Here is a 19,278-nt window from a genome sequence, read left to right on the forward strand (position 1 = left end):
ATTCCCTTAGCAATAATGCGGCCAACCAATAAAACGTCTTATTTATCAATGGATTACGTAAATAGAGGTGAAGGCCGTATTTTTCGTGTGGAATGATATCGTTACAGATACTCATGGGAGGAAAAGGGTTTGAGCATCAAACCCTTGTGCACCCACGGCGAGGAGGGTGTGTATCGTTTTCGCTACGACGTAGCGAAAACGATACATGTGGTGCCTGGACTGGCGAGGTGCCAATGGCCTTCGGTCATCTCACTTTCAGCAGATGATCCAGCGAAAACGCGCCGGCGCCACGGGCGACCAGGAGCAGCAAGAGCCCTGCCCAGGTCAGGTGGGTGGGCCACGCATCGGGGTAGACGAACACTTCGATCACCAGAGTCATGCCCAGCAGTGCCAGCGCCGATAGCCGGGTCATCAGCCCGAGCACCAGCAATAGCGGGAACAAGTGCTCAGCGTAGGCGGCCAGGTGCGCTGCAAGCCAGGGCGAGAGTAGCGGCAGCGCGTACTCGGTGCGGAACAGCTCATAGGTGCCGGGTGTAAGGGTGAGGAAACCCTCCACTTTGGTGCGTCCTGAAAGAAAGAATATCGAGGCGATCCCGAACCGGGCGACCAGGCACAACAGGTCATCGCTCAAACGGCGCTCGAGGCTCTGTGCAACGTGGTTCCAGGCGCGCCGCAGGCTGCTGGCCGGGGGCGTGAAATCGGCACTAGCCATGATGGTGTTCTCCTGTGAAAGCGAGTGGGCGAAAAGCCTGGGCCGTCATCAGGTGCCCGAGCATCTCGGTGAAATCCAGGTCGGTTTCAGCGTGTCGCGCCAGGTCCGAGGCCTGCATCAGCGACTGTCCGGCAGCACAGGCCTTGAGAAACGCATGGCCACCTTTTCCCAGTGGTTGGTGGCATACGCCATCAGCGGAGCCGACAAACAGCACCCCTTCGCCCACCCATGGCTGGTCATCGGGCCAGGCAACCTGCTCGCGGGCGCAGCGCCACAGGCTGTAAACAGGGTGCGCCTCGCACCAGTACCAGCGAGCACTGGCACGGGGGTGCAAGCAACCGTGATCAAGATCGCTGGGGGTCATGCCTGCCAGCTCGACAAGGTTCAGGCACGTTTCGTACGGCGCACTGAAGGCTTCTGTCCAACGCAGGTCCAGGCGGGCGACTTCCGCCAAATACGGCACAGCGTGCTGTGACTGAATGTCTTCGAGGAAATCCGGGAAGGTCGCGCCGTAGCAGATCAGCCGGGGATCGCTGGGGGGGAATTGCCGCGCATAGACTGCCGCGGTCTCATCCATCCAGGCGCGCCCGACGAGTGTGCACACGCTCGGAAAGTTTGCGCGCAGCGCATCCACGCAGCCGGCCAACACCGTGTTGCGATAAACCGCGAACGCCGCTTGTTCGGTCACTCCCGAAAGCTGAGGAGCGGGACGGGAATAGAGAGCCTCGATGAACGCTTGCTGGAACTGACCAAGGGAAAGGTTCATGGCAATACACCTGGGCGAGTCATGATCGACTGTGCGATGGACCGTTCAGCAAGCAGTTCGGTGAACGGGGGAAGCTTGTCGTCACGTTCAATGAGGGTCGGGCGCGGGCCGACACGGGAAACCAGTTTGCGGTACAGCGCCCATACAGGCTCGACCACCTGCGCATCATGAGAGTCGATCAACAGGCTGCCTTGGTCATCGTCGCTGTGCCCGGCCAGATGAATTTCTGTGATGGCTTGCGCTGGAAAGCGGTCCAGGTAGGCAGTTGCCGAGAACCCCAGATTGTGAGCACTCACATAGACGTTGTTGATGTCCAGCAGCAGACCACAACCGGTGCGACGTGTCAGTTCGTCAAGAAAGTCGATCTCGTCCCAGTCATGGCCCTGCAGCTGCAAGTAATGACTGGGGTTTTCGATGGATATCCGCCGGCCCAATACCTCCTGGCATCGCTGGATGTTTTCAGCGATGCGCCGCAGGGCTTCGTTGCTGCGCGGAAATGGCAGCAGGTCTGGATGGTAGTGTCCCTGCCAGGTTGACCAGGCCAGGTGCTCTGATACAAGTACCGGTTTGGTCTGATCGCACAGTGCGCGCAGACGCTGCAGATGGTCCTGATCGGGGGCCGCGTCAGCCGCAAGCGAAAGTGCCACACCGTGCAATGAAACCGGGTGCCGTTCTGCGATTCGGTTCAGCCAGGCAAGGCGAGGGCCTCCGACCATGTAGTTCTCCGGGTGAACTTCAAACCAGAGCCCTTCGAGATTGCACGCCAGCGCCTGGTCGTAGTGCTCGGCCTTCAGGCTGACTCCGGCGCCCATTCGTGCGTCTGCGTTCATGGTCGGTTTCCCCTGATCAAGACTTGATAGGTGTCAGCGAGCCCATGCCGGCGGGTGTCTTGATCGATGTGCAGGTGCCGGCGGGGACGTTTTTCCAGTGCATGCCGTCGTAGTCCTTCTTCGCACTGCCAGCGCAGCTGGTGCCGGCGCCGGCCTTGCAATCGTTCTTTCCTGCCATGGCGACGCCGTAGCATTTTTCCATGGCAGCGCCATTGCCTGCGGGTTGCGTGCTGTCGGCCGCCATGGCGGCGCCTGCAAGCGTGGCAAGCGCGAGCGCTGCGGTGGTGAGGGCGAGGGTTTTCATGGTCAATCTCCTGAGAGTGTGGCCGTGGTCTATACCGGCGGCTCATGGAGTAATTCGTGCCTCGCGTAAAAAGGGTTACAGCCTTGGGAGAATTTTTTTCAGGGCCTGTCTTCACAAGCTGATGTCGAGGCCAAGGGCATGGCATATTTGCAGCACCTGCGTGCCACACGCCGGGAGCGGATGAATCAAGTCAATTGTATTCAGGGTGTAACCCAGGCGACCCATGCAGCGAACTAACTCACAGGATGAGCTCGAGGCTCGCGAGGCCCGATTGAAAGCACTGTTGCTTCGGGGGCTGACAGGCGACCAGCTGGCCTATCAGGATTTTCTTGGCATGCTTGCGCTGCATGTACGTGCGTTTCTGCGCAGCCGTCTGAGCAGGCGCCCGGCCGAGATAGAGGACATGGTGCAGGATGTGCTGCTGGCGGTACATAACGCGCGCCACACTTACCTGCCGCAGCAGCCTTTGACTGCTTGGGTGCAGGCGATCGCCCGTTACAAGCTGGCGGATCATCTGCGAAGTGTTTCACGTCGCGACGCCCGGCATGATGTGCTGGATGATGATGCGCAACTGTTTGCCGTCTCGGAGGTTGAATCAACCGAGGCCAGCCGAGACCTGACCAAGTTGCTCAAGCAACTGCCAGAGCGGCAACGACTGCCGATTGTTCATGTCAAGCTGGAGGGGTTGTCTGTCGAAGAGACGGCACAACTTACCGGGCTTTCCAGTTCAGCGGTAAAGGTTGGGATACATCGAGGTCTGAAAGCGCTATCCAGGCTGATTGGAGGAGCCAACAACCATGAAGACTGACGATTTGATTGCCTTGCTGGCCGCAGGCGAAGGGCCAGTGCCGCGCCACGCCGTTAGCAGGCGGATGGCAGTGGCTGTGCTGGGCGGGCTGACCGCAGCACTGCTGCTGACTATTACCCTTTACGGTGTACGCAGTGATATCACAGAGGTCGCACAAACCCCGCTGTTCTGGGGCAAAGTCGCCTTTCCAACCAGCTTGGCGTTGATCGGGCTGTGGTTGACGAGCCGCTTGGCCAGGCCAGGAGGGAAGGGCGCTGCAGGCTGGAAAATGCTTGGCTTGCCACTGCTGCTGGTTTGGTGCGGGGCGGCGGTCAGTATCGCCGGGGCGCCTGTGGATGCGCGCGCCGAACTGTTGTTCGGGCGCACATGGCGTACCTGCGCACTGAATATCGCGTTGTTGTCGGTGCCGGCCTTTGTCACCGTGTTCTGGGCGCTGAAAGGCCTGGCGCCCACCCGCTTGCGGCTGGCAGGTGCTGCCGGTGGCCTGCTGGCGGGCTCGAGCGCAACGGTGGCCTACTGCCTGCATTGCCCGGAAATGGGCGTGCCGTTCTGGGGTGTGTGGTATGTCCTCGGCATGCTCGTGCCGACGGTGTTTGGTACCTGGTGGGGCCCCCGTATGCTGCGTTGGTAGGCTGTGCCGGCAGGCCCCACGCAACTCAGAACGACGTTCTGATTGCCTGCCCTGTCTTCAAAGGCTAGTGACCTCGTTTAACCCGCAACAAACCAGGGCAATGCCAGGTACAGCTTGATCACGATGACATTGATGATGTCGATGAAGAACGCCCCCACCATCGGCACCACCAGGAAGGCGAGGTGCGAGGCCCCATAGCGTTGTGTCACCGCTTGCATGTTGGCGATGGCTGTCGGTGTAGCACCCAGGCCGAAGCCACAGTGGCCGGCAGCCAGGACTGCTGCATCGTAGTTGCGCCCCATTACCTTGAACGTCACGAAGATTGCGAACAGCGCCATGACCAGTGTCTGTGCGGCCAACAAAGTAAAGAAGGGTAATGCCAGGGCTGCCAGGTCCCACAACTTGAGCGACATCAAGGCAATGGCCAGAAACAGGGACAAACTCACATTGCCCAGTACCGACACTTCCCGTTCGAATACTTTGTAAACGCCTAAAGCCCGAAGCCCATTGCGTAACAGCACGCCGACGAAGAGTACGCAAACAAATGTCGGCAGTTCGAATGCTGTGCCTTTCAACAAGCCATTAAGTAATGTACCGGTCAGTAAGCTGACAGCAATAAGTGCCAGAGTTTCTATAAATGAAAACGAGGTGATCAGGCGCTCTCTGTCCGGTTGTTCAAAGCCCTTGGGTAACTGCGGTGCTTCTTCTTGCACCCCAGGCGTTTCGACCCGTTTGATCAGCAACCGGGCGACTGGACCACCAATCAAACCGCCCAACACCAGGCCGAAAGTGGCAGAGGCCATTGCCAGTTCCGAAGCCGAAGCCAGGCCGAACCGCTCGGTGAAAGTCGCGCCCCAGGCAGCGCCTGTGCCGTGGCCACCCGACAAGCTGATCGAACCGGCCAGCAGGCCCATCAGCGGGTCGAGCCCCAATGCTGTTGCCAGGCCGATGCCCATGGCGTTCTGAACCATTAGCAAACCCGTCACCACCAGAAGGAATACGGCGACCACCCGTCCACCCTTCTTCAGGCTTGCGAAGTCTGCACTCAAGCCGATGGTAGCGAAGAATGCCAGCATCAACGGTGTTTGCAACGAGGTATCAAATTGGACGTGTACATCGAAACTGCGCAATGCCAGGAGTGACAAGGCAACGACCAGGCCGCCTGCAACAGGCTCCGGGATATTGTATGCGCGCAGGAAACCAATGCGTGCGACCAGGCCGCGTCCCAGTAGCAGTACCAAAGAGGCGGCTACAAGTGTCCCGTAAAAATCGAGTTCGAACATCAGGGTACTCTTCGTTCAAGGTGACAAGCAAAATTACAATGTCGCCATTCTACGGGGAGCACTCCAGTCAAATGTGGCTGAGCGGCTAGGAAAAGTCCGATTCAATTATGGGTTTTGACCACAGTCGTTATGGTTTCCCGGGTATTCCATATTTACGCAGCCTCTGCGCGATAGCCGTGTGCGAAGTTTGCAAGCGCCCGGCCAGTTGCCGTGTTGACGGGTAGCTGGCGTATAAGCGCTGTAACAGTTCGCGCTCGAAATCACCTACAGCCTGTTCCAGGCTGGCCACTTCGCCATCTTGCCCGCGTGCCACCGAGGTGCCGGCGATGTCCAGGTCGCCGATATCCACCAGGTTGCCCTCGCAGATCGCCGCAGCGCGGAAGATCACGTTCTGCAACTGGCGCACATTGCCCGGCCAAGGGTTGGCCAGCAGTGCCGAATGAGTGGAGGGGGTCAGCCGACAGGCTGGGCGCTGGATCTGCGTGCACGCCTGCTGCATGAAGAAGTGCGCCAGCATCAGGATGTCCTGGCCACGGTCGCGAAGCGGCGGTACCTCCAGGTTAAGCACGTTCAGACGGTAGAACAGGTCTTCGCGGAAGCTGCCTTCGGCGACCATGCGCTCCAGATCGCGGTGGGTGGCGCTGATGATGCGCACATCCACCTTCACTTCGCGGTCGCCACCCACCCGGCGGAAGCTGCCATCGCTGAGAAAACGCAGCAGCTTGGCCTGCAGGTATGGCGACATTTCACCAATTTCATCGAGAAACACGGTGCCCTGGTTGGCCAGTTCCATCAGCCCAGGCTTGCCACCTCGTTGCGCACCGGTAAAGGCCCCCGGCGCGTAGCCGAACAGCTCGCTTTCGGCCAGGCTCTCGGGCAGCGCTGCGCAGTTCAGGGCCAGGAACGGGGCCGCGTGGCGGCTGCTGACGGCATGGCAGGCGCGGGCTACCAGTTCTTTGCCGGTGCCGGTCTCGCCGTGCACCAGCAGCGGTGCATCGAGCGCAGCCACGCGTAAGGCACGGGCTTTGAGGGTGCGGATGGCCGGCGACTCGCCCAGCAAGGCATCGAAGCCTTCAGCGTGGTCGTGGTGCAGGGCCGACAGGCGTTCGCCCATACGCGAGGGGGGGTACAGCGTCAGCAGGCCACCGGCGTTGGTAATCGGCATGGCGTCCAGCAGCAGGCTATGGCCGTTCAGCTGCATTTCGCGCATGGGCAGGTGGAAGTTGTTGTCCAGCAGCGCTTGCAGCAGCGCGGGGTCGCCAAACAGCTCACCTACCGAGCGCCCGGCAGATTCGCGGCCGCACAGTTCGATCAGCGCCGGGTTGGCCAACAGCACCAGGCCTGCGCTGTCTACCGCCAGCACTGGGTCGCTCATGGCGGCCAGCAGGGCATCGAGCTGTAGGTGGCGGCGCTGGCCGGGGAGGATGTCGACCACGTCCACCGATTGCACGCCGTGTACTTCGAACAGCGCGTCGTGCAGTTCTTCAAGTACGGCGGGGCTGAGGGTGGGGGCGTCGATGTAGACGTTCGGCGGGACCATCTCCACGGCGTCCAGGTTGAGGTTGCGCGCACCAAGCAGGGCGAGAACTTCCTGGGTGATGCCGACGCGGTCGATGAAGCTGACGTGGATGCGCATGGGGTTCGAACAGTTGGCAATGGAGGCCGCCAGTATGCCCTGAGACGGGTGTCAGGCCCAAGGTTGGCGGTGGCGCATTCGCGGGCGTGCCCGCTCCCACAGGGTTGCTGCTGTAGGGGCAGGCTTGCTCGCGAAAAGGGTCACTCCAGATGTTCAGGTTTGATCGGGTCGCCCGATTTCACATCGAGCTTTTCGCGAATGTCCGCGAACATATGGTCATAGAGCTTGTGCGGCGAACTCAGGGTCTCGAATTTCTTCGGCGGCGCCAGATACGACTGCGCCTTGCGGGTCAGTAGCATGAGGAAGCTGGGCAGGACCTGGTCCTTGGCCAGGAAGAACTTTTCTTCCACTGGCTTGCCTTCAATGCTTCCATGCATGTGGAACTGAATACCTCTGCCTTCCTTGGGGTCCGACACGGCCTCGTACTCGATATTCAGGTCATAGCTGTGGTCGGCGTTGTTCAGCGCAGTGCGCTCGATGTGTACATGACCGGAGTGATACTGGGCCATGGCTATCTCCTTTGGAAGGTCGAAAATGGCGGGCCGCGTAAGCCCGCCGACTGCATTCAACGGTAGCTGATCCCCGGCTTCGCGGTGGAAACCCGAGTGCCGGCAGTGCCTTTGACGATGTCTTCGATGTTCTCCAGCGAACTGATCACCGCCACCTTACCGGTGTTGCGGGCAAAGTCGCAGGCGGCCTGCACCTTCGGCCCCATGGAGCCGGCGGCAAACCCCAGCGTTTCCAGCGCGTCCGGGTGGGCCTGGGCGATAGCCTTCTGCGTCGGTTTGCCCCAGTCAATGTAGGCTGCATCGACGTCAGTGGCGATAATCAGAAGGTCGGCTTCCAATTGCTCGGCCAGCAGCGCCGAGCACAGGTCTTTGTCGATCACCGCCTCGATGCCTTTGAGCTTGCGGTTTTCATCGTACATGGTGGGGATGCCGCCACCGCCTGCGCAAATCACGATGCTGCTTTTTTCCAGCAGCCACTTGATAGGGCGAATTTCGAAGATGCGCTTGGGTTTCGGGCTGGCTACCACGCGGCGGTACTTGTCGCCGTCGGCCTTGACCACCCAGCCCTTCTCCTTGGCCAGGCGCTCGGCCTCTTCCTTGCTGTAGACCGGGCCGATGAATTTGGTCGGATCCTTGAAGGCCGGGTCGTTGGCATCCACTTCCACTTGGGTGAGCAAGGTGGCGAATGGCACCTCGAAGGCCAGCAGGTTGCCCAGTTCCTGTTCGATCATGTAACCGATCATGCCCTCGGTCTCGGCACCCAGCACGTCCAGCGGGTAGGCCTCGTCTGGCTTGTACGACAGGGCCTGAAGCGACAGCAGACCCACTTGCGGGCCGTTGCCGTGGGCGATGACCAGCTCGTTGCCAGGGTGAATCTTGGCGATCTGTTCGGTGGCGGTGCGGATATTGGCGCGCTGGTTGTCAGCGGTCATGGGCTCGCCGCGACGAAGCAGGGCGTTGCCGCCCAATGCAACAACGATACGCATGGTAATGTCCTTTGGTGAAAGAGGGGACGCTGCTCTCGGACCGTACCGCTCCCAGGTGTAGGAGCGGGTTTACCCGCGAATGCGTCAGCCCAGGTAAAGCTGTTGGAGCTGCCGACGCCTTCGCGGGTGAACCCGCTCCTACACACACAAGGGCGGGGTGGCCGCGCTGTCGAGACAGCCCTTACAGATCAGCCAGGGTCGATACCAGGATCGCCTTGATCGTGTGCATGCGGTTTTCCGCCTGCTCGAAGGCGATGCACGCTGGCGATTCGAACACGTCATCGGTCACTTCGATGCCGTTGGCCAGGTCCGGGTATTGTTCGGCGATCTGCTTGCCTACCTTGGTGTCGGAGTTGTGGAATGCCGGCAGGCAGTGCATGAACTTGGTCCGTGGGTTACCGGTGGACTTCATCAGTTCGGCATTCACCTGATAAGGCTTGAGCTGCTTGATGCGCTCACCCCAGGCTTCGATCGGCTCGCCCATCGATACCCACACGTCGGTATGGACAAAGTCGACACCCTTGACCGCGGCTTTCGGGTCTTCGGTGAGGGTAATGCGTGCGCCGCTTTCTTCAGCGTACTGCTTGCAGCGCTCGACCAGGTCGTCATGTGGCCACAGTGCCTTGGGCGCGGCGATGCGCACATCCATGCCCAGCTTGGCGCCGATCAGCAGCAGCGAGTTGCCCATGTTGTTGCGCGCATCGCCCAGGTAGGCGTAGCTGATGTCGTGCAGTGGCTTGTCGCTGTGCTCACGCATGGTCAGCACGTCGGCGATCATCTGGGTCGGGTGGTATTCGTCGGTCAGGCCGTTGAACACCGGTACGCCGGCGAACTTGGCCAACTCTTCGACGATTTCCTGCTTGAAGCCACGGTACTCGATGGCGTCATACATGCGCCCGAGCACACGGGCGGTGTCCTTCATGCTTTCCTTGTGGCCAATCTGCGAGGAGTTGGGGTCGATGTAGGTGACGTTGGCGCCTTGGTCATAGGCTGCTACTTCGAAGGCACAACGGGTACGGGTGGAGGTTTTTTCGAAGATCAGGGCGATGTTGTTGCCCTTCAGGTGCTGCTGCTCGGTGCCCGTGTACTTGGCGCGCTTGAGGTCGCGGGACAGGTCCAGCAGGTAGCGCAACTCACGGGTGGTGTGGTGTTCCAGGCTGAGCAAGTTGCGGTTGTGAATGTTGAACGCCATGACAGTTTCTCCTTGAGTTCGGTGATGTCCCGGCCGCCACTTCATGGGTGCGGCCGGGCGTAATGGTCGTTAGTAGTCGATCGGGTCGCGCACGATAGGGCAGGTCATGCAGTGGCCGCCGCCACGGCCCCGGCCCAGTTCGCCGGCGCTGATGGTGATGACTTCGATGCCGGCCTTGCGCAGCAGGGTGTTGGTGTAGGTGTTGCGGTCGTAGCCAATGACCACGCCCGGCTCGATGGCCACCACGTTGTTACCGTCATCCCACTGTTCGCGCTCGGCGGCGAAGCTGTTGCCGCCGGTCTCGACCACGCGCAGCTGGACGCCCAGTTGCTCGCCCACCACTTCGATGAACGACTTGTTGATGCGGCGTACATCCATGCCGTAAGGCTTGCTTTCGTCCGGGCGGATGATGAATGGCACAATCTCTTTCACCACTTCCGGGAAGACCGTGACCAGGTCGCGGTCGCAGAAGCTGAATACAGTGTCCAGGTGCATGGCGGCGCGGGACTTTGGCAGGCCTGCGACGATCACTTCCTTGACGGCGCCCTTGGCGAACAGGTTTTGCGCCAGCTGGCCGATGGCCTGGCGTGAGGTGCGCTCGCCCATGCCGATCAGCACGATGCCATTGCCGATCGGCATCACATCACCGCCTTCGAGCGTGGCATTGCCATGGTCCTTGTCCGGGTCGCCATACCACACCTGGAAGTCGGCCTCGGTGAACTCCTTGTGGAACTTGTAGATGGCGGTGGTCAACAGGGTTTCCTGGCGACGTGCCGGCCAGTACATCGGGTTCAACGTCACGCCGCCGTAGATCCAGCAGGTGGTGTCGCGTGTGAACTGGGTGTTGGGCAGTGGTGGCAGGATGAAGCTGGAGTGGCCCAGGTAGTCGTTGTACATCTTCACGACATCGGCGCCTTCGCTCTGTGGCAGGTCCTGGCCCGCCACGCCGCCGATCAGGAATTCGGCCAGGTGGCGTGGCTCCAGGCCTTCGAGCCAGCTGCGCACTTCGTTGGTCAGGCCTACGCCGACGGTGTCAGGGGTGATCTTGCGGTCGAGGATCCACTTGAGGGCCTCTTTGTTCTGCACGATATCGGTCAGCAGGTTGTGCATCTCCAGCACATCCACACCACGCTCGCGCATCTTGGTGACGAAGTCGAAATGGTCACGCTTGGCCTGGTCGACCCAGATCACGTCGTCGAACAGCAGTTCGTCACAGTTGCTCGGCGTCAGGCGCTTGTGCGCCAGGCCTGGGGCGCAAACCATCACTTTGCGCAGTTTGCCGGCTTCGGAGTGGACACCGTACTTCTGTTTTTCAGCGGACATGGTTTCATTCCTCCAATTGAGCGAAGACGTGGGTCAAAGGGTCAGGAAGCCGTCATACAGGCCAAAGGCTGCCACCAGGGCGCCAATGACCACGGCTGCGAAGATCAGTTTTTCCACGTTGGTGAAGACCGGTTTGCCCACCTCACGCTTGGCCTTGGCGAACAGGATGGCGCCAGGTGCGTAGAGCAGGGCAGAGAGCAGCAGGTATTTCACGCCGCCGGCGTACAGCAGCCAGATGGCGTACAGCAGGGCGATACCACCAATGATCAGGTCCTTCTTGCGTTCGGCCAGGGCCTGCTCGTAGGTTTCGCTGCGCAGTGCCAGCAGGAACGCATAGGCTGCCGACCACAGGTAGGGCACCAGGATCATCGAGGTGGCCAGGTAGATCAGGGACAGGTAGGTGCTGCTTGAGAACAGCGTGATTACCAGAAAGATCTGCACCATGGCGTTGGTCAGCCACAGGGCGTTGGCCGGTACCTGGTTGGCATTTTCGCGGCGCAGGAACTCCGGCATGGTGTGGTCCTTGGCGGCGGCGAACATGATCTCGGCGCACAGCAGCACCCATGACAACAGGGCTCCCAGCAGCGAGATGATCAAGCCGACGCTGATCAGCACCGCGCCCCAGTGGCCGACCACATGTTCCAGCACGGCAGCCATCGACGGGTTCTGCAGTTTGGCCAGCTCCGGTTGGGTCATGATGCCCAGCGACAGCACGTTGACCAGCACCAGGAACAGCAGCACGGTAATGAAGCCGATGACCGTGGCCTTGCCCACGTCAGAGCGCTTTTCCGCACGGGACGAGAAGATGCTTGCGCCCTCGATGCCAATGAACACCCACACGGTGACCAGCATCATGTTGCGCACCTGGTTCATGACACTGCCAAGCTCTGGCGTGCCTACGGCCCAGATATCGGCGGTGAAGATGTCGAGCCTGAAGGCGAACAGGCAGATCAGGGCGAACAGCACCAGCGGCACCACTTTGGCCACAGTGGTGACCAGGTTGATGAACGCCGCTTCCTTGATGCCGCGCAGTACCAGGAAGTGCACCGCCCACAACAGGATCGATGCGCCAATGATGGCGGCTGGGGTGTTGCCTTCACCGAAGATCGGGAAGAAGTAACCCAGGGTGCTGAACAGCAGCACGAAGTAGCCGACGTTGCCCAGCCAGGCACTGATCCAGTAGCCCCAGGCCGAGGAAAAGCCCATGTAGTCGCCGAAGCCAGCCTTGGCATAGGCATACACCCCGCCATCCAGGTCGGGCTTGCGGTTGGCCAGGGTCTGAAACACGAAGGCCAGGGTCAGCATGCCGACGGCAGTGATCCCCCAGCCGATCAGCACGGCCCCAACCCCTGCGCTGGCGGCCATGTTTTGTGGCAGCGAGAAGATACCGCCGCCAATCATCGAGCCGACGACAAGTGCAACTAACGCGCCGAGCTTTAGTTTTCCGGATGAATCAGACATTTAACAACTCCTGCCAGGAGAAAGTTGACGACAGAATAGATCCGACGCCTTTGCCTTGACCTGACTTGCGTCAGTTTAAGGCGACGTGAAGGTAGGAAATTTCCTTCACGGGTGCTCCTGGAGAATGCCGACAGCTTGAGCTGCAGGCCTTGCGTACTGGCACCTCCATGTCCTTCTAGAGCAAACGCTCTGTTCAGCCTGCGATGCTTGAAACTAGCTGCTTTTGCCGCTTTCGCAAATTTTCCACAAGAATTTCGAGTTTTATCCGTTTCTTTTCTAGTTGCCGGACTGCTGCTAGTTTTGAGAGAGCAGGCACATAGACAAAGCAGTTATGAGTGATATAGGTTGAACGCACGGCTTCAGTATAAGTAACGCTATTCATATAGCCCGCAAGGCTGTTTCAAACGCATGACAGGGCTCGAAGAAAGGGAGGCTCATGAGCGAACCGGGACAGAAGCTGCGCCTGGGCGCGCTGATCGCACTGGTGGTCGGGTCGATGATTGGCGGCGGTATCTTCTCGCTGCCGCAGAACATGGCCGCGCGTGCCGATGTGGGTGCAGTGCTGATCGGCTGGGGGATCACCGCCGTCGGCATGTTGGCCCTGGCCTTCGTGTTCCAGACCCTGGCCAACCGCAAGCCGGAACTGGACTCAGGGGTATATGCCTACGCCAAGGCCGGCTTTGGCGAGTACATGGGCTTTTCCTCGGCTTGGGGCTATTGGATCAGCGCCTGGTTGGGCAACGTCGGCTACTTCGTACTGCTGTTCAGCACGCTGGGTTTCTACTTCCCGGTGTTTGGCGAAGGCAATACACCCATCGCCATCGGTTGTGCCTCGCTGCTGCTGTGGTCGGTGCACTTCCTGGTACTGCGCGGCATCAAGGAGGCGGCCTTCATCAACCAGGTCACCACCGTCGCCAAAGTGGTGCCTTTGCTCATTTTCGTGGTGATCGCTGCATTTGCCTTCCGCGCCGATATCTTCACCCGGGATATCTGGGGCTTGAGCAACCCACAATTCGGCAGCGTGCTGGAGCAGGTGCGCAACATGATGCTGGTGACCGTGTTCGTGTTCATCGGCATAGAGGGTGCCAGCGTGTATTCCGGGCGCGCCCAGCGTCGGTCAGACGTGGGCAAGGCCACGGTCATCGGTTTTCTGGGTGTGCTGGCGCTGCTGGTGCTGGTCAACGTGTTGTCGCTGGGCATCATGACCCAACCGGAACTGGCCGGGCTGCAGAACCCCTCGCTGGCCTCGGTGCTGGAGCATATCGTCGGTCCCTGGGGCGCCTTGCTGATCAGCCTCGGCCTGGCGGTCTCGCTGCTTGGCGCTTTGCTTTCATGGGCGCTGCTGTGTGCCGAAATCCTTTACGCCACGGCGCGGGACAAGACCATGCCGCGCTTTCTGGCCAAGGAAAACGCCAACCATGTGCCGGCTAACGCCCTGTGGCTGACCAACTGCATGATTCAGGGTTTCCTGCTGATTACGCTGTTCTCCGCCGGTACGTACACCAGTCTGATCTACCTGGCCTCGTCGATGATCCTGGTGCCCTACCTGTGGTCTGCGGCGTATGCCGTGTTGCTGGCGATGCGCGCAGAAACCTATGCCGGGCAGCCGAGGTTGCGGCGCAAGGACTTGCTGGTGGCGCTGGTTGCCCTGCTGTATGCCGTGTGGCTGCTGTATGCCGGCGGGCTCAAGTACCTGCTGCTTTCGGCGCTGCTGTACGCCCCCGGCGTCATCTTGTTCGCGAGGGCCAAGCATGAGCAGGGGCAGACGTTGTTCACGGCCTGGGAAAAGCTGATTTTCGCCGCCGTGCTGGTGGGTGCCGCGCTGGCGGCCTACGCCTTGTATTCAGGGCTGCTGAGCTTGTGACGGGGCAGGGCAGGCGTGTTCCGGGCGTGACCAGATCCACAGGTTGCCCAGGGTCATGCCGGCGATTGCCAGGAATACCGGCCAGTGGTGTTCCAGAAAGGTCAGCATCAAGCCCGCGCACAGCAGCATGCTGATGGTTGCGCTGACCTTGGCGCGGCGCTGGATCACCTTGCCGTTGCGCCAGTTATGCAGAATTGGCCCGAACAGCCGGTGGTTCTCCAGCCATGCCGACAGGCGCGGTGAGCTGCGCGTGGCGGCCCAGGCGGCCAGCAGGATGAACTCGGTGGTCGGCAAGCCAGGAATCACAATGGCGACCAGGCCCACCCCGAGGCTCACGTAAGCCAGGATTGCATACAACAGGCGGGCGAGTTTCGAGCGGGCTGGTAGGGTCATGTTCTCACTGCATAAAACGGTTCGGCCACCGGAGGGGTGGCCGGCTACGGCGTATCAGACCAGCGCGGCATCCGCAGCGTAGGCGTGCTTGAGCAACTGGGTGAAGCGCTCAAAGGCAGCCACTGCACCGCGTTCGGCAGCCGCTTCCTCTTCAGGCGAGAGCGCCAGGCCATCGAGGATGCGGGTGAACTGCTTCCAGCCTTCGGCACGGCCACCGGCGGGCTCCCCCAGGTGACGGGCGCCGAAGCTGTCGGACAGTTCCAGGGCCACGGCACGCTTGATCAGAAACGCAGCGCCCAGTTTGGAGCCTTCGGAGACGAAGATCCAGCCCATTGCCTCGCCCAGGCTCGGCTTGCCCACGGCACCCGGTACGGCGGCCGGTACTTCGGTGTCGAGGTCGGCGAGGTCCAGGCGGGCCTGCTCGGCACGGCAGCGCTCAGCCAGATCAGGGACGATGGCGATCAGCTGAGGGTCGTTGTACAGGGCCTGCAGCTCGGACTGGAACAGGTACTGTGCGACGACGAAGCGGGCGAAACTTTCGCGGCTGTCGAAAGGCGCGTGGGATTTGACCAGGGCATCCAGCTCGGCGTGCGGGGCGTGGGTGATCTGGTTCAAGCGCTGGGAGCGCAGGGCTGGGCGTTCGGTCATGGGGGAGTCCTTGGAAAGAGGGCGTCTAGATACAAGACGAAACAGCGGGAGCGGGACAGTAAAAAAAGCCGGTATTTGTGTTGCCAGTACCGGCCTCTTCGCGGGTAAACCCGCCCCTGCAGGAACATCACAGGTCCAAGACCTGTGTTGAACCTGTGGGCGCGGGCGTGCCCGCAAAGAGGCCGGTACAGACGTAACGCCTCAGATATCCCAAACCACATTGATACCGAAGTTGCGCCCCGGCATGGTCAGGCGGTCGATGTTGGCTGGCTGGGTCACAGCCGCCTCACCCTGGCCGTCGTAGCTGCGCACCGAATCCCACTGCCAGTATTTCTTGTCGGTAAGGTTGTACAGCCCGGCATTGATGGTGACGTCGTCGGTGACCTTGTAGTAGCCGGTCAGGTCCAGCACACCATAGCCCGGGGTGCGGAACTTCGAGGTAGAACCGTCAGGCGAATAGAAGGTGCTGTCGTCGACACGGGTCTTGCGCTTGACCAGCGTCCAGCTCAGCAAGCCACCGTAGTTCTGTTGCTCGTAGCCCAGGCCGAATACGCCCTTGAGCGGGTTGACACTGTTCAGCGGTTGACCGGTGTCATCGTTACGACCATAGGTGTAGGCAATCGAGGTTTGGGTATAGAGGCCCTGCGGTGCGCCGAAGTGGTCGAGGTTCAGGCGGCCCTTGAATTCGGCACCCTTGATCGTGGCGTGCTTGATGTTGTTGGCCTGGAAGGTCTGTTCCAGGTTGGCGCTTTGCACGGCATCTTCGTCGATGAAATCACGGTACTTGTTGTAGAACACTGCCACGTCGAAGTTGCCGGCGTCGAAGTTGCCACGCAGGCCGGTTTCGTAGCTTTTGCTCTTTTCAGGCTCAAGGTTCGGGTTGCCCTCCACGCGGTAGCCTTGGTCCAGGTTCTGGAAGCGGCCATACATGGCTTTGGCGGTCGGCGTGCGGAAGCCCTCTGCATATTGGCCGTACCAGGTGTAATTGTCGTTGAAGGCGTAGGTCAGGCCGAACTTGGGCGAGACGCGGTGCCACTTCTTGTCCGAATCGTCCTGGGCGGTAGGCGCCGTACCGCTGGACTCCAGACCACGCAGGAATTCCTCGGTGAATTTGGGCTCCATGCGGGTGTAGTCGTAGCGCGCGCCGGGCATGAAGGTCCAGTTGTTCCAGCGGATTTCATCCTGCGCGAACAGGCTGTAGGTATTCACGGTCGGGTCCGGGAAGTCGCTGACCAAGGCCTGCCCGTCACGCGCGCTGTCCTGTCCGATGGCTGTACAGGTACCACCGATGTTCAGGCAAGTGCCGGTGCCGCTACGTGAACCCGTGACTTTCTCCTGTTTGAGTGTGGTGCCGTAGGTAAACAGGTGGTCGGTTTGGCCAATGCTGAAGGCCTTGTCCAATTGGGCGTCGAATACCCACTGGCGATCCTTGTAGGTAGTCTGCCGGTCCCGAAACACTTGGCGTCCCGAGGCGACATACAGCTCATCGGTACGTTGGTCGGTCTTCGCGATCTGGTAGTTGAGGCTCCATTTGACGTGATCCGCGACCACGCTATCGAGGTCGAATTCATGATTGAGGCCGAAGCGCTCACGGGTGATCGTGTCGTTGCCTTGGCGCATGCGGTACGAGTTCATGCCACCGAAGCCCGGAATGAACGGCCCACCCACCGCGCTGAGGATGTTCTGGTCACGGTCATCCTTGTAGCGCTCATAGGTGAACCCCAGGCGTGCGTCGTCGGCGTAGTTCCAGCCCAGCTTGGCCAGCACGTTGGTGGTGCGCGCATCCATCGGGTTGGCTTCGGTGCGCGACAGGCCGTCGCCACTGTGGCTGCCGTGGGTTTCGGTCTCGTGGCCGTTGCGCTGGCTCAGGTGCAGCAGGCCGTCGAAGTCACCCTGGCGGCCGGCGACGGTGGCGGAGGTCAGCCAGCTTTCGTCGGCTGAGCTGTAGCCGGTTTTCAGGCGTGCACCCACGTCTTTGCCGGGCTTGATGATGTCGTCCGGGTCGAGGGTGAAGTAGCTCACCGCACCGCCGATGGCGTTGCTGCCATACAACACCGAGGCCGGGCCGCGGAGGATTTCCACACGCTTGACGATTTCCGGGTCGACATAGTTGCGCTGGGTCTGGGCGTAGGGGCCGTAGAAGAAGCTGTCGGGGATCGACACGCCGTCGACTTGGGTGAGGATCCGCTCGCCGTCGATACCACGGATGTTGTAGCCGTTCAGCCCGCTGCGCTGGCCGGTTCCGGATACCGAAACCCCCGGCTCGTAGCGCACCAGATCCTGGATATTGTTCACGTTCTGCCGGTCCAGTTGCTCACGGGTCTGCACGCTGACAGTGCTCGGCACCTGGCTGACGTCCTGTGCGCTGCGGGTGGCGCTGACGGTCACCTGCTGCAGGGCGATCACGTTGCTTGCGGTTTGGCGCTCCAGTACCACATTGCCGTTGCTGATCTTGCGAAAACTCAGCCCGGTACCCCGCAACAGGCGCTTGAGGGCAGCATCTGGCGGCAGCGAACCCTGTACGCCTGGCGAAGCCACGCCGTCGGCCAGCTCGGCGCTGAAGCCGACCTGCCAGCCGGTGACCTGGCTGAAGGCGTTGATCGCCGACACCAGTGGCTGCTGGCCGATGCTGAAGCGGTAGTCGCCCATGCGCGGGCTGCTGGCCTGGGCCGGCTCGGCGGCCAGCGCCGGCAGGCTGCAGGCGCCGCTGGCGAGCAGGGCAAGGGTCAACAGGGACAGTTGTCCTGTACGGCGGGGAAGGTTGGACGAGCGGGTAGGACCAGTGGACATCGGAAGCGCTCCCAGACGCGCGGGCTGTTATAGGTGATGGCTGTTCTCGTTCTCAAACAAGAATCAGTTGCATTGGCTATAACGAGACGGGCGGGCGAGTGCGATCGCGTAAAAATAATTCAGGGGTCAGTTCAGGATGACCAGCGCCGGGTACTCATGCAGTTGTGCCGAGGTGATGTGGGCCAGTGCGCGCAGGGTTTCCAGTGGCTGGTCGAGGCGGTAGTTACCGGTGACGGCAACGTGCTCCAACTGCGCATTGCGGTTGATGATCCAGCCCGGGTAGTAGCGCTGCACTTCGGCCAGCACCTGGCTCAACGGGCAGTTCTCGAACACCAGGCGGCCGTCGATCCAGGCCAGGTCCTTGTGCATGTCGGGGCGCTGGCGCTGGCCAAAGCCCTGGGGGCCGACGCTGATGCTGTCGCCGGCACTCAGGCGGATGCGCTGGTCACGCTCCCCCTGCAGGTCGACATCGCCGCGTTGCACCCGTACCTGGGCCTCGCCGTCAAGGTAGCGCACGGCAAAGTCGGTGTCGCGCACCTGTGCGCGCAACGGCCCGGCTTCCACCTCCAGCGGCAGCTGCGCGCCCTCGGGGACCTGGAAGTAAGCTTCGCCCTGTAGCAGGCGGGCGACCTGGCGGCCGTCCTGGCGTTCGCTGGCGAATGCCGAATTGGTGTTGAGCAGCACTTTTGCGCCGTCTTCCAGTTGCAGGCGCTGGCGCTCGCCGACCACCGTAAGGTGGTCGGCCTGCAGGCGCATGGGCAGGTTACCGACGGTGAACAGCCCGACCAGCAGCAGCGCTGCAGTGGCCAGGGGTTTCCAGTGACTGCGCAGGCGCCCGCGCCATGAGCGGCGTTGCTGCTGGTGCATGTGCGTGGCCACCTTGTGCAACGGCGTACCGTTCCACAGCGCCTCGGCTTCGACATAGGCCTCGGCGTTTTCTGGCGCGGCGCTCAGCCAGGCTTCAAAGGCCTGGGTGTCTGCGGCATCTGCGCATTGCAGGCGCACCAGCCAGTCCAGCGCCTCGTCCATGGCACGAGCACGGGCATCAGGCCTGGCAGGTGACGGGCGAGGGGCAGGGCTGTCGGTCACGGTGAATCCTTGAATGGTTTTTTTGCGAATGATCAAGGCTAAGGCGGGGTGTG

At 61.1% G+C, this 19,278-nt stretch carries 18 protein-coding genes; 3 read left to right on the forward strand and 15 right to left on the reverse strand.

Annotated features, from left to right (window positions below):
* Nucleotides 1-244 precede the first annotated feature (244 nt).
* From ACF8FG_RS20040 to ACF8FG_RS20055, 4 genes are read right to left on the reverse strand one after another with little or no spacing between them, the layout of a single operon-like run.
* A complete protein-coding gene (locus tag ACF8FG_RS20040; protein ID WP_014589844.1) occupies nucleotides 245-712 on the reverse strand; it encodes a DoxX family protein in 468 nt (155 codons plus the stop codon).
* Nucleotides 705-1,478 carry a DNA-binding domain-containing protein gene (locus ACF8FG_RS20045; protein WP_267273392.1) on the reverse strand — a complete coding sequence of 258 codons (774 nt, stop codon included), beginning with the start codon at nucleotides 1,476-1,478 and terminating at the stop codon, nucleotides 705-707. The genes ACF8FG_RS20040 and ACF8FG_RS20045 overlap by 8 nt, the downstream gene beginning before the upstream one ends.
* The gene (locus tag ACF8FG_RS20050) at nucleotides 1,475-2,308 is read right to left on the reverse strand and encodes a DUF692 domain-containing protein (RefSeq protein ID WP_023389722.1); all 834 of its coding nucleotides are present in this window, start codon (nucleotides 2,306-2,308) and stop codon (nucleotides 1,475-1,477) included. The genes ACF8FG_RS20045 and ACF8FG_RS20050 overlap by 4 nt, the downstream gene beginning before the upstream one ends.
* Nucleotides 2,309-2,324: 16 nt before the next feature.
* A complete protein-coding gene (locus ACF8FG_RS20055) occupies nucleotides 2,325-2,612 on the reverse strand; it encodes a DUF2282 domain-containing protein (protein ID WP_010952179.1) in 288 nt (95 codons plus the stop codon).
* A gap of 223 nt (nucleotides 2,613-2,835) precedes the next feature.
* Here ACF8FG_RS20055 and ACF8FG_RS20060 point away from each other — a divergent pair, with 223 nt between their 5' ends.
* Both ACF8FG_RS20060 and ACF8FG_RS20065 read left to right on the forward strand, forming a co-directional pair.
* Complete coding sequence (locus tag ACF8FG_RS20060; protein ID WP_318081814.1) at nucleotides 2,836-3,420, forward strand: sigma-70 family RNA polymerase sigma factor; 585 nt, start codon at nucleotides 2,836-2,838, stop codon at nucleotides 3,418-3,420.
* Entirely contained in the window at nucleotides 3,410-4,051 is a 642-nt protein-coding gene (locus ACF8FG_RS20065; protein ID WP_318081813.1) for a DUF1109 domain-containing protein, read from the forward strand. Before ACF8FG_RS20060 ends, ACF8FG_RS20065 begins: the two co-directional genes overlap by 11 nt.
* Before the next feature lie 77 nt (nucleotides 4,052-4,128).
* Here ACF8FG_RS20065 and gltS read toward each other — a convergent pair whose 3' ends face one another.
* From gltS to arcD (ACF8FG_RS20100), 7 genes are all read right to left on the reverse strand, one after another.
* Nucleotides 4,129-5,334, reverse strand: a complete 1,206-nt coding sequence (gltS, locus tag ACF8FG_RS20070) for a sodium/glutamate symporter (RefSeq protein ID WP_014589849.1) — start codon at nucleotides 5,332-5,334, stop codon at nucleotides 4,129-4,131.
* Between the two features lie 127 nt (nucleotides 5,335-5,461).
* Entirely contained in the window at nucleotides 5,462-6,970 is a 1,509-nt protein-coding gene (locus ACF8FG_RS20075; RefSeq protein ID WP_003255078.1) for a sigma-54-dependent transcriptional regulator, read from the reverse strand.
* 140 nt (nucleotides 6,971-7,110) lie between these two features.
* The gene (locus ACF8FG_RS20080) at nucleotides 7,111-7,479 is read right to left on the reverse strand and encodes a DUF5064 family protein (protein WP_014589850.1); all 369 of its coding nucleotides are present in this window, start codon (nucleotides 7,477-7,479) and stop codon (nucleotides 7,111-7,113) included.
* Between the two features lie 56 nt (nucleotides 7,480-7,535).
* A complete protein-coding gene (arcC, locus tag ACF8FG_RS20085; protein WP_014589851.1) occupies nucleotides 7,536-8,465 on the reverse strand; it encodes a carbamate kinase in 930 nt (309 codons plus the stop codon).
* Nucleotides 8,466-8,646: 181 nt separating this feature from the next.
* On the reverse strand, nucleotides 8,647-9,657 hold the full coding sequence (locus ACF8FG_RS20090; RefSeq protein ID WP_003255074.1) for an ornithine carbamoyltransferase: 1,011 nt from the start codon (nucleotides 9,655-9,657) through the stop codon (nucleotides 8,647-8,649).
* Nucleotides 9,658-9,726: 69 nt separating this feature from the next.
* Nucleotides 9,727-10,980: an arginine deiminase gene (gene arcA / locus ACF8FG_RS20095; protein WP_014589852.1), complete on the reverse strand. Its 1,254-nt coding sequence runs from the start codon at nucleotides 10,978-10,980 to the stop codon at nucleotides 9,727-9,729.
* A gap of 33 nt (nucleotides 10,981-11,013) precedes the next feature.
* Nucleotides 11,014-12,441 (reverse strand): arginine-ornithine antiporter, encoded by a 1,428-nt coding sequence (gene arcD, locus ACF8FG_RS20100; protein WP_014589853.1) that lies wholly within the window; start codon nucleotides 12,439-12,441, stop codon nucleotides 11,014-11,016.
* A gap of 436 nt (nucleotides 12,442-12,877) precedes the next feature.
* Here arcD (ACF8FG_RS20100) and arcD (ACF8FG_RS20105) point away from each other — a divergent pair, with 436 nt between their 5' ends.
* Nucleotides 12,878-14,305: an arginine-ornithine antiporter gene (gene arcD, locus ACF8FG_RS20105; protein WP_003255067.1), complete on the forward strand. Its 1,428-nt coding sequence runs from the start codon at nucleotides 12,878-12,880 to the stop codon at nucleotides 14,303-14,305.
* Here arcD (ACF8FG_RS20105) and ACF8FG_RS20110 read toward each other — a convergent pair.
* The 4 genes from ACF8FG_RS20110 to ACF8FG_RS20125 form a co-directional block, all read right to left on the reverse strand.
* Nucleotides 14,285-14,698 (reverse strand): YbaN family protein, encoded by a 414-nt coding sequence (locus tag ACF8FG_RS20110; RefSeq protein WP_014589854.1) that lies wholly within the window; start codon nucleotides 14,696-14,698, stop codon nucleotides 14,285-14,287. The genes arcD (ACF8FG_RS20105) and ACF8FG_RS20110 overlap by 21 nt on opposite strands.
* 54 nt (nucleotides 14,699-14,752) lie before the next feature.
* Entirely contained in the window at nucleotides 14,753-15,346 is a 594-nt protein-coding gene (locus ACF8FG_RS20115) for a biliverdin-producing heme oxygenase (protein ID WP_014589855.1), read from the reverse strand.
* 201 nt (nucleotides 15,347-15,547) lie between these two features.
* A complete protein-coding gene (locus tag ACF8FG_RS20120) occupies nucleotides 15,548-18,136 on the reverse strand; it encodes a TonB-dependent receptor (protein ID WP_019438107.1) in 2,589 nt (862 codons plus the stop codon).
* A gap of 126 nt (nucleotides 18,137-18,262) precedes the next feature.
* Entirely contained in the window at nucleotides 18,263-19,225 is a 963-nt protein-coding gene (locus ACF8FG_RS20125; RefSeq protein ID WP_041166852.1) for a FecR domain-containing protein, read from the reverse strand.
* Nucleotides 19,226-19,278: the final 53 nt, after the last annotated feature.

Origin of the sequence: Pseudomonas sp. YQ_6 (assembly GCF_043103245.1) — a bacterium.
Classification (GTDB): Bacteria; Pseudomonadota; Gammaproteobacteria; order Pseudomonadales; family Pseudomonadaceae; genus Aquipseudomonas; species Aquipseudomonas alloputida.

Bases quoted from the DNA above. Each gene is read 5' to 3' on its own strand.
- ACF8FG_RS20040 (WP_014589844.1), bottom strand. From the start codon at position 712: ATGGCTAGTGCCGATTTCACGCCCCCGGCCAGCAGCCTGCGGCGCGCC.
- ACF8FG_RS20045 (WP_267273392.1), bottom strand. From the start codon at position 1,478: ATGAACCTTTCCCTTGGTCAGTTCCAGCAAGCGTTCATCGAGGCTCTC.
- ACF8FG_RS20050 (WP_023389722.1), bottom strand. From the start codon at position 2,308: ATGAACGCAGACGCACGAATGGGCGCCGGAGTCAGCCTGAAGGCCGAG.
- ACF8FG_RS20055 (WP_010952179.1), bottom strand. From the start codon at position 2,612: ATGAAAACCCTCGCCCTCACCACCGCAGCGCTCGCGCTTGCCACGCTT.
- ACF8FG_RS20060 (WP_318081814.1), top strand. From the start codon at position 2,836: ATGCAGCGAACTAACTCACAGGATGAGCTCGAGGCTCGCGAGGCCCGA.
- ACF8FG_RS20065 (WP_318081813.1), top strand. From the start codon at position 3,410: ATGAAGACTGACGATTTGATTGCCTTGCTGGCCGCAGGCGAAGGGCCA.
- gltS (WP_014589849.1), bottom strand. From the start codon at position 5,334: ATGTTCGAACTCGATTTTTACGGGACACTTGTAGCCGCCTCTTTGGTA.
- ACF8FG_RS20075 (WP_003255078.1), bottom strand. From the start codon at position 6,970: ATGCGCATCCACGTCAGCTTCATCGACCGCGTCGGCATCACCCAGGAA.
- ACF8FG_RS20080 (WP_014589850.1), bottom strand. From the start codon at position 7,479: ATGGCCCAGTATCACTCCGGTCATGTACACATCGAGCGCACTGCGCTG.
- arcC (WP_014589851.1), bottom strand. From the start codon at position 8,465: ATGCGTATCGTTGTTGCATTGGGCGGCAACGCCCTGCTTCGTCGCGGC.
- ACF8FG_RS20090 (WP_003255074.1), bottom strand. From the start codon at position 9,657: ATGGCGTTCAACATTCACAACCGCAACTTGCTCAGCCTGGAACACCAC.
- arcA (WP_014589852.1), bottom strand. From the start codon at position 10,980: ATGTCCGCTGAAAAACAGAAGTACGGTGTCCACTCCGAAGCCGGCAAA.
- arcD (WP_014589853.1), bottom strand. From the start codon at position 12,441: ATGTCTGATTCATCCGGAAAACTAAAGCTCGGCGCGTTAGTTGCACTT.
- arcD (WP_003255067.1), top strand. From the start codon at position 12,878: ATGAGCGAACCGGGACAGAAGCTGCGCCTGGGCGCGCTGATCGCACTG.
- ACF8FG_RS20110 (WP_014589854.1), bottom strand. From the start codon at position 14,698: ATGACCCTACCAGCCCGCTCGAAACTCGCCCGCCTGTTGTATGCAATC.
- ACF8FG_RS20115 (WP_014589855.1), bottom strand. From the start codon at position 15,346: ATGACCGAACGCCCAGCCCTGCGCTCCCAGCGCTTGAACCAGATCACC.
- ACF8FG_RS20120 (WP_019438107.1), bottom strand. From the start codon at position 18,136: ATGTCCACTGGTCCTACCCGCTCGTCCAACCTTCCCCGCCGTACAGGA.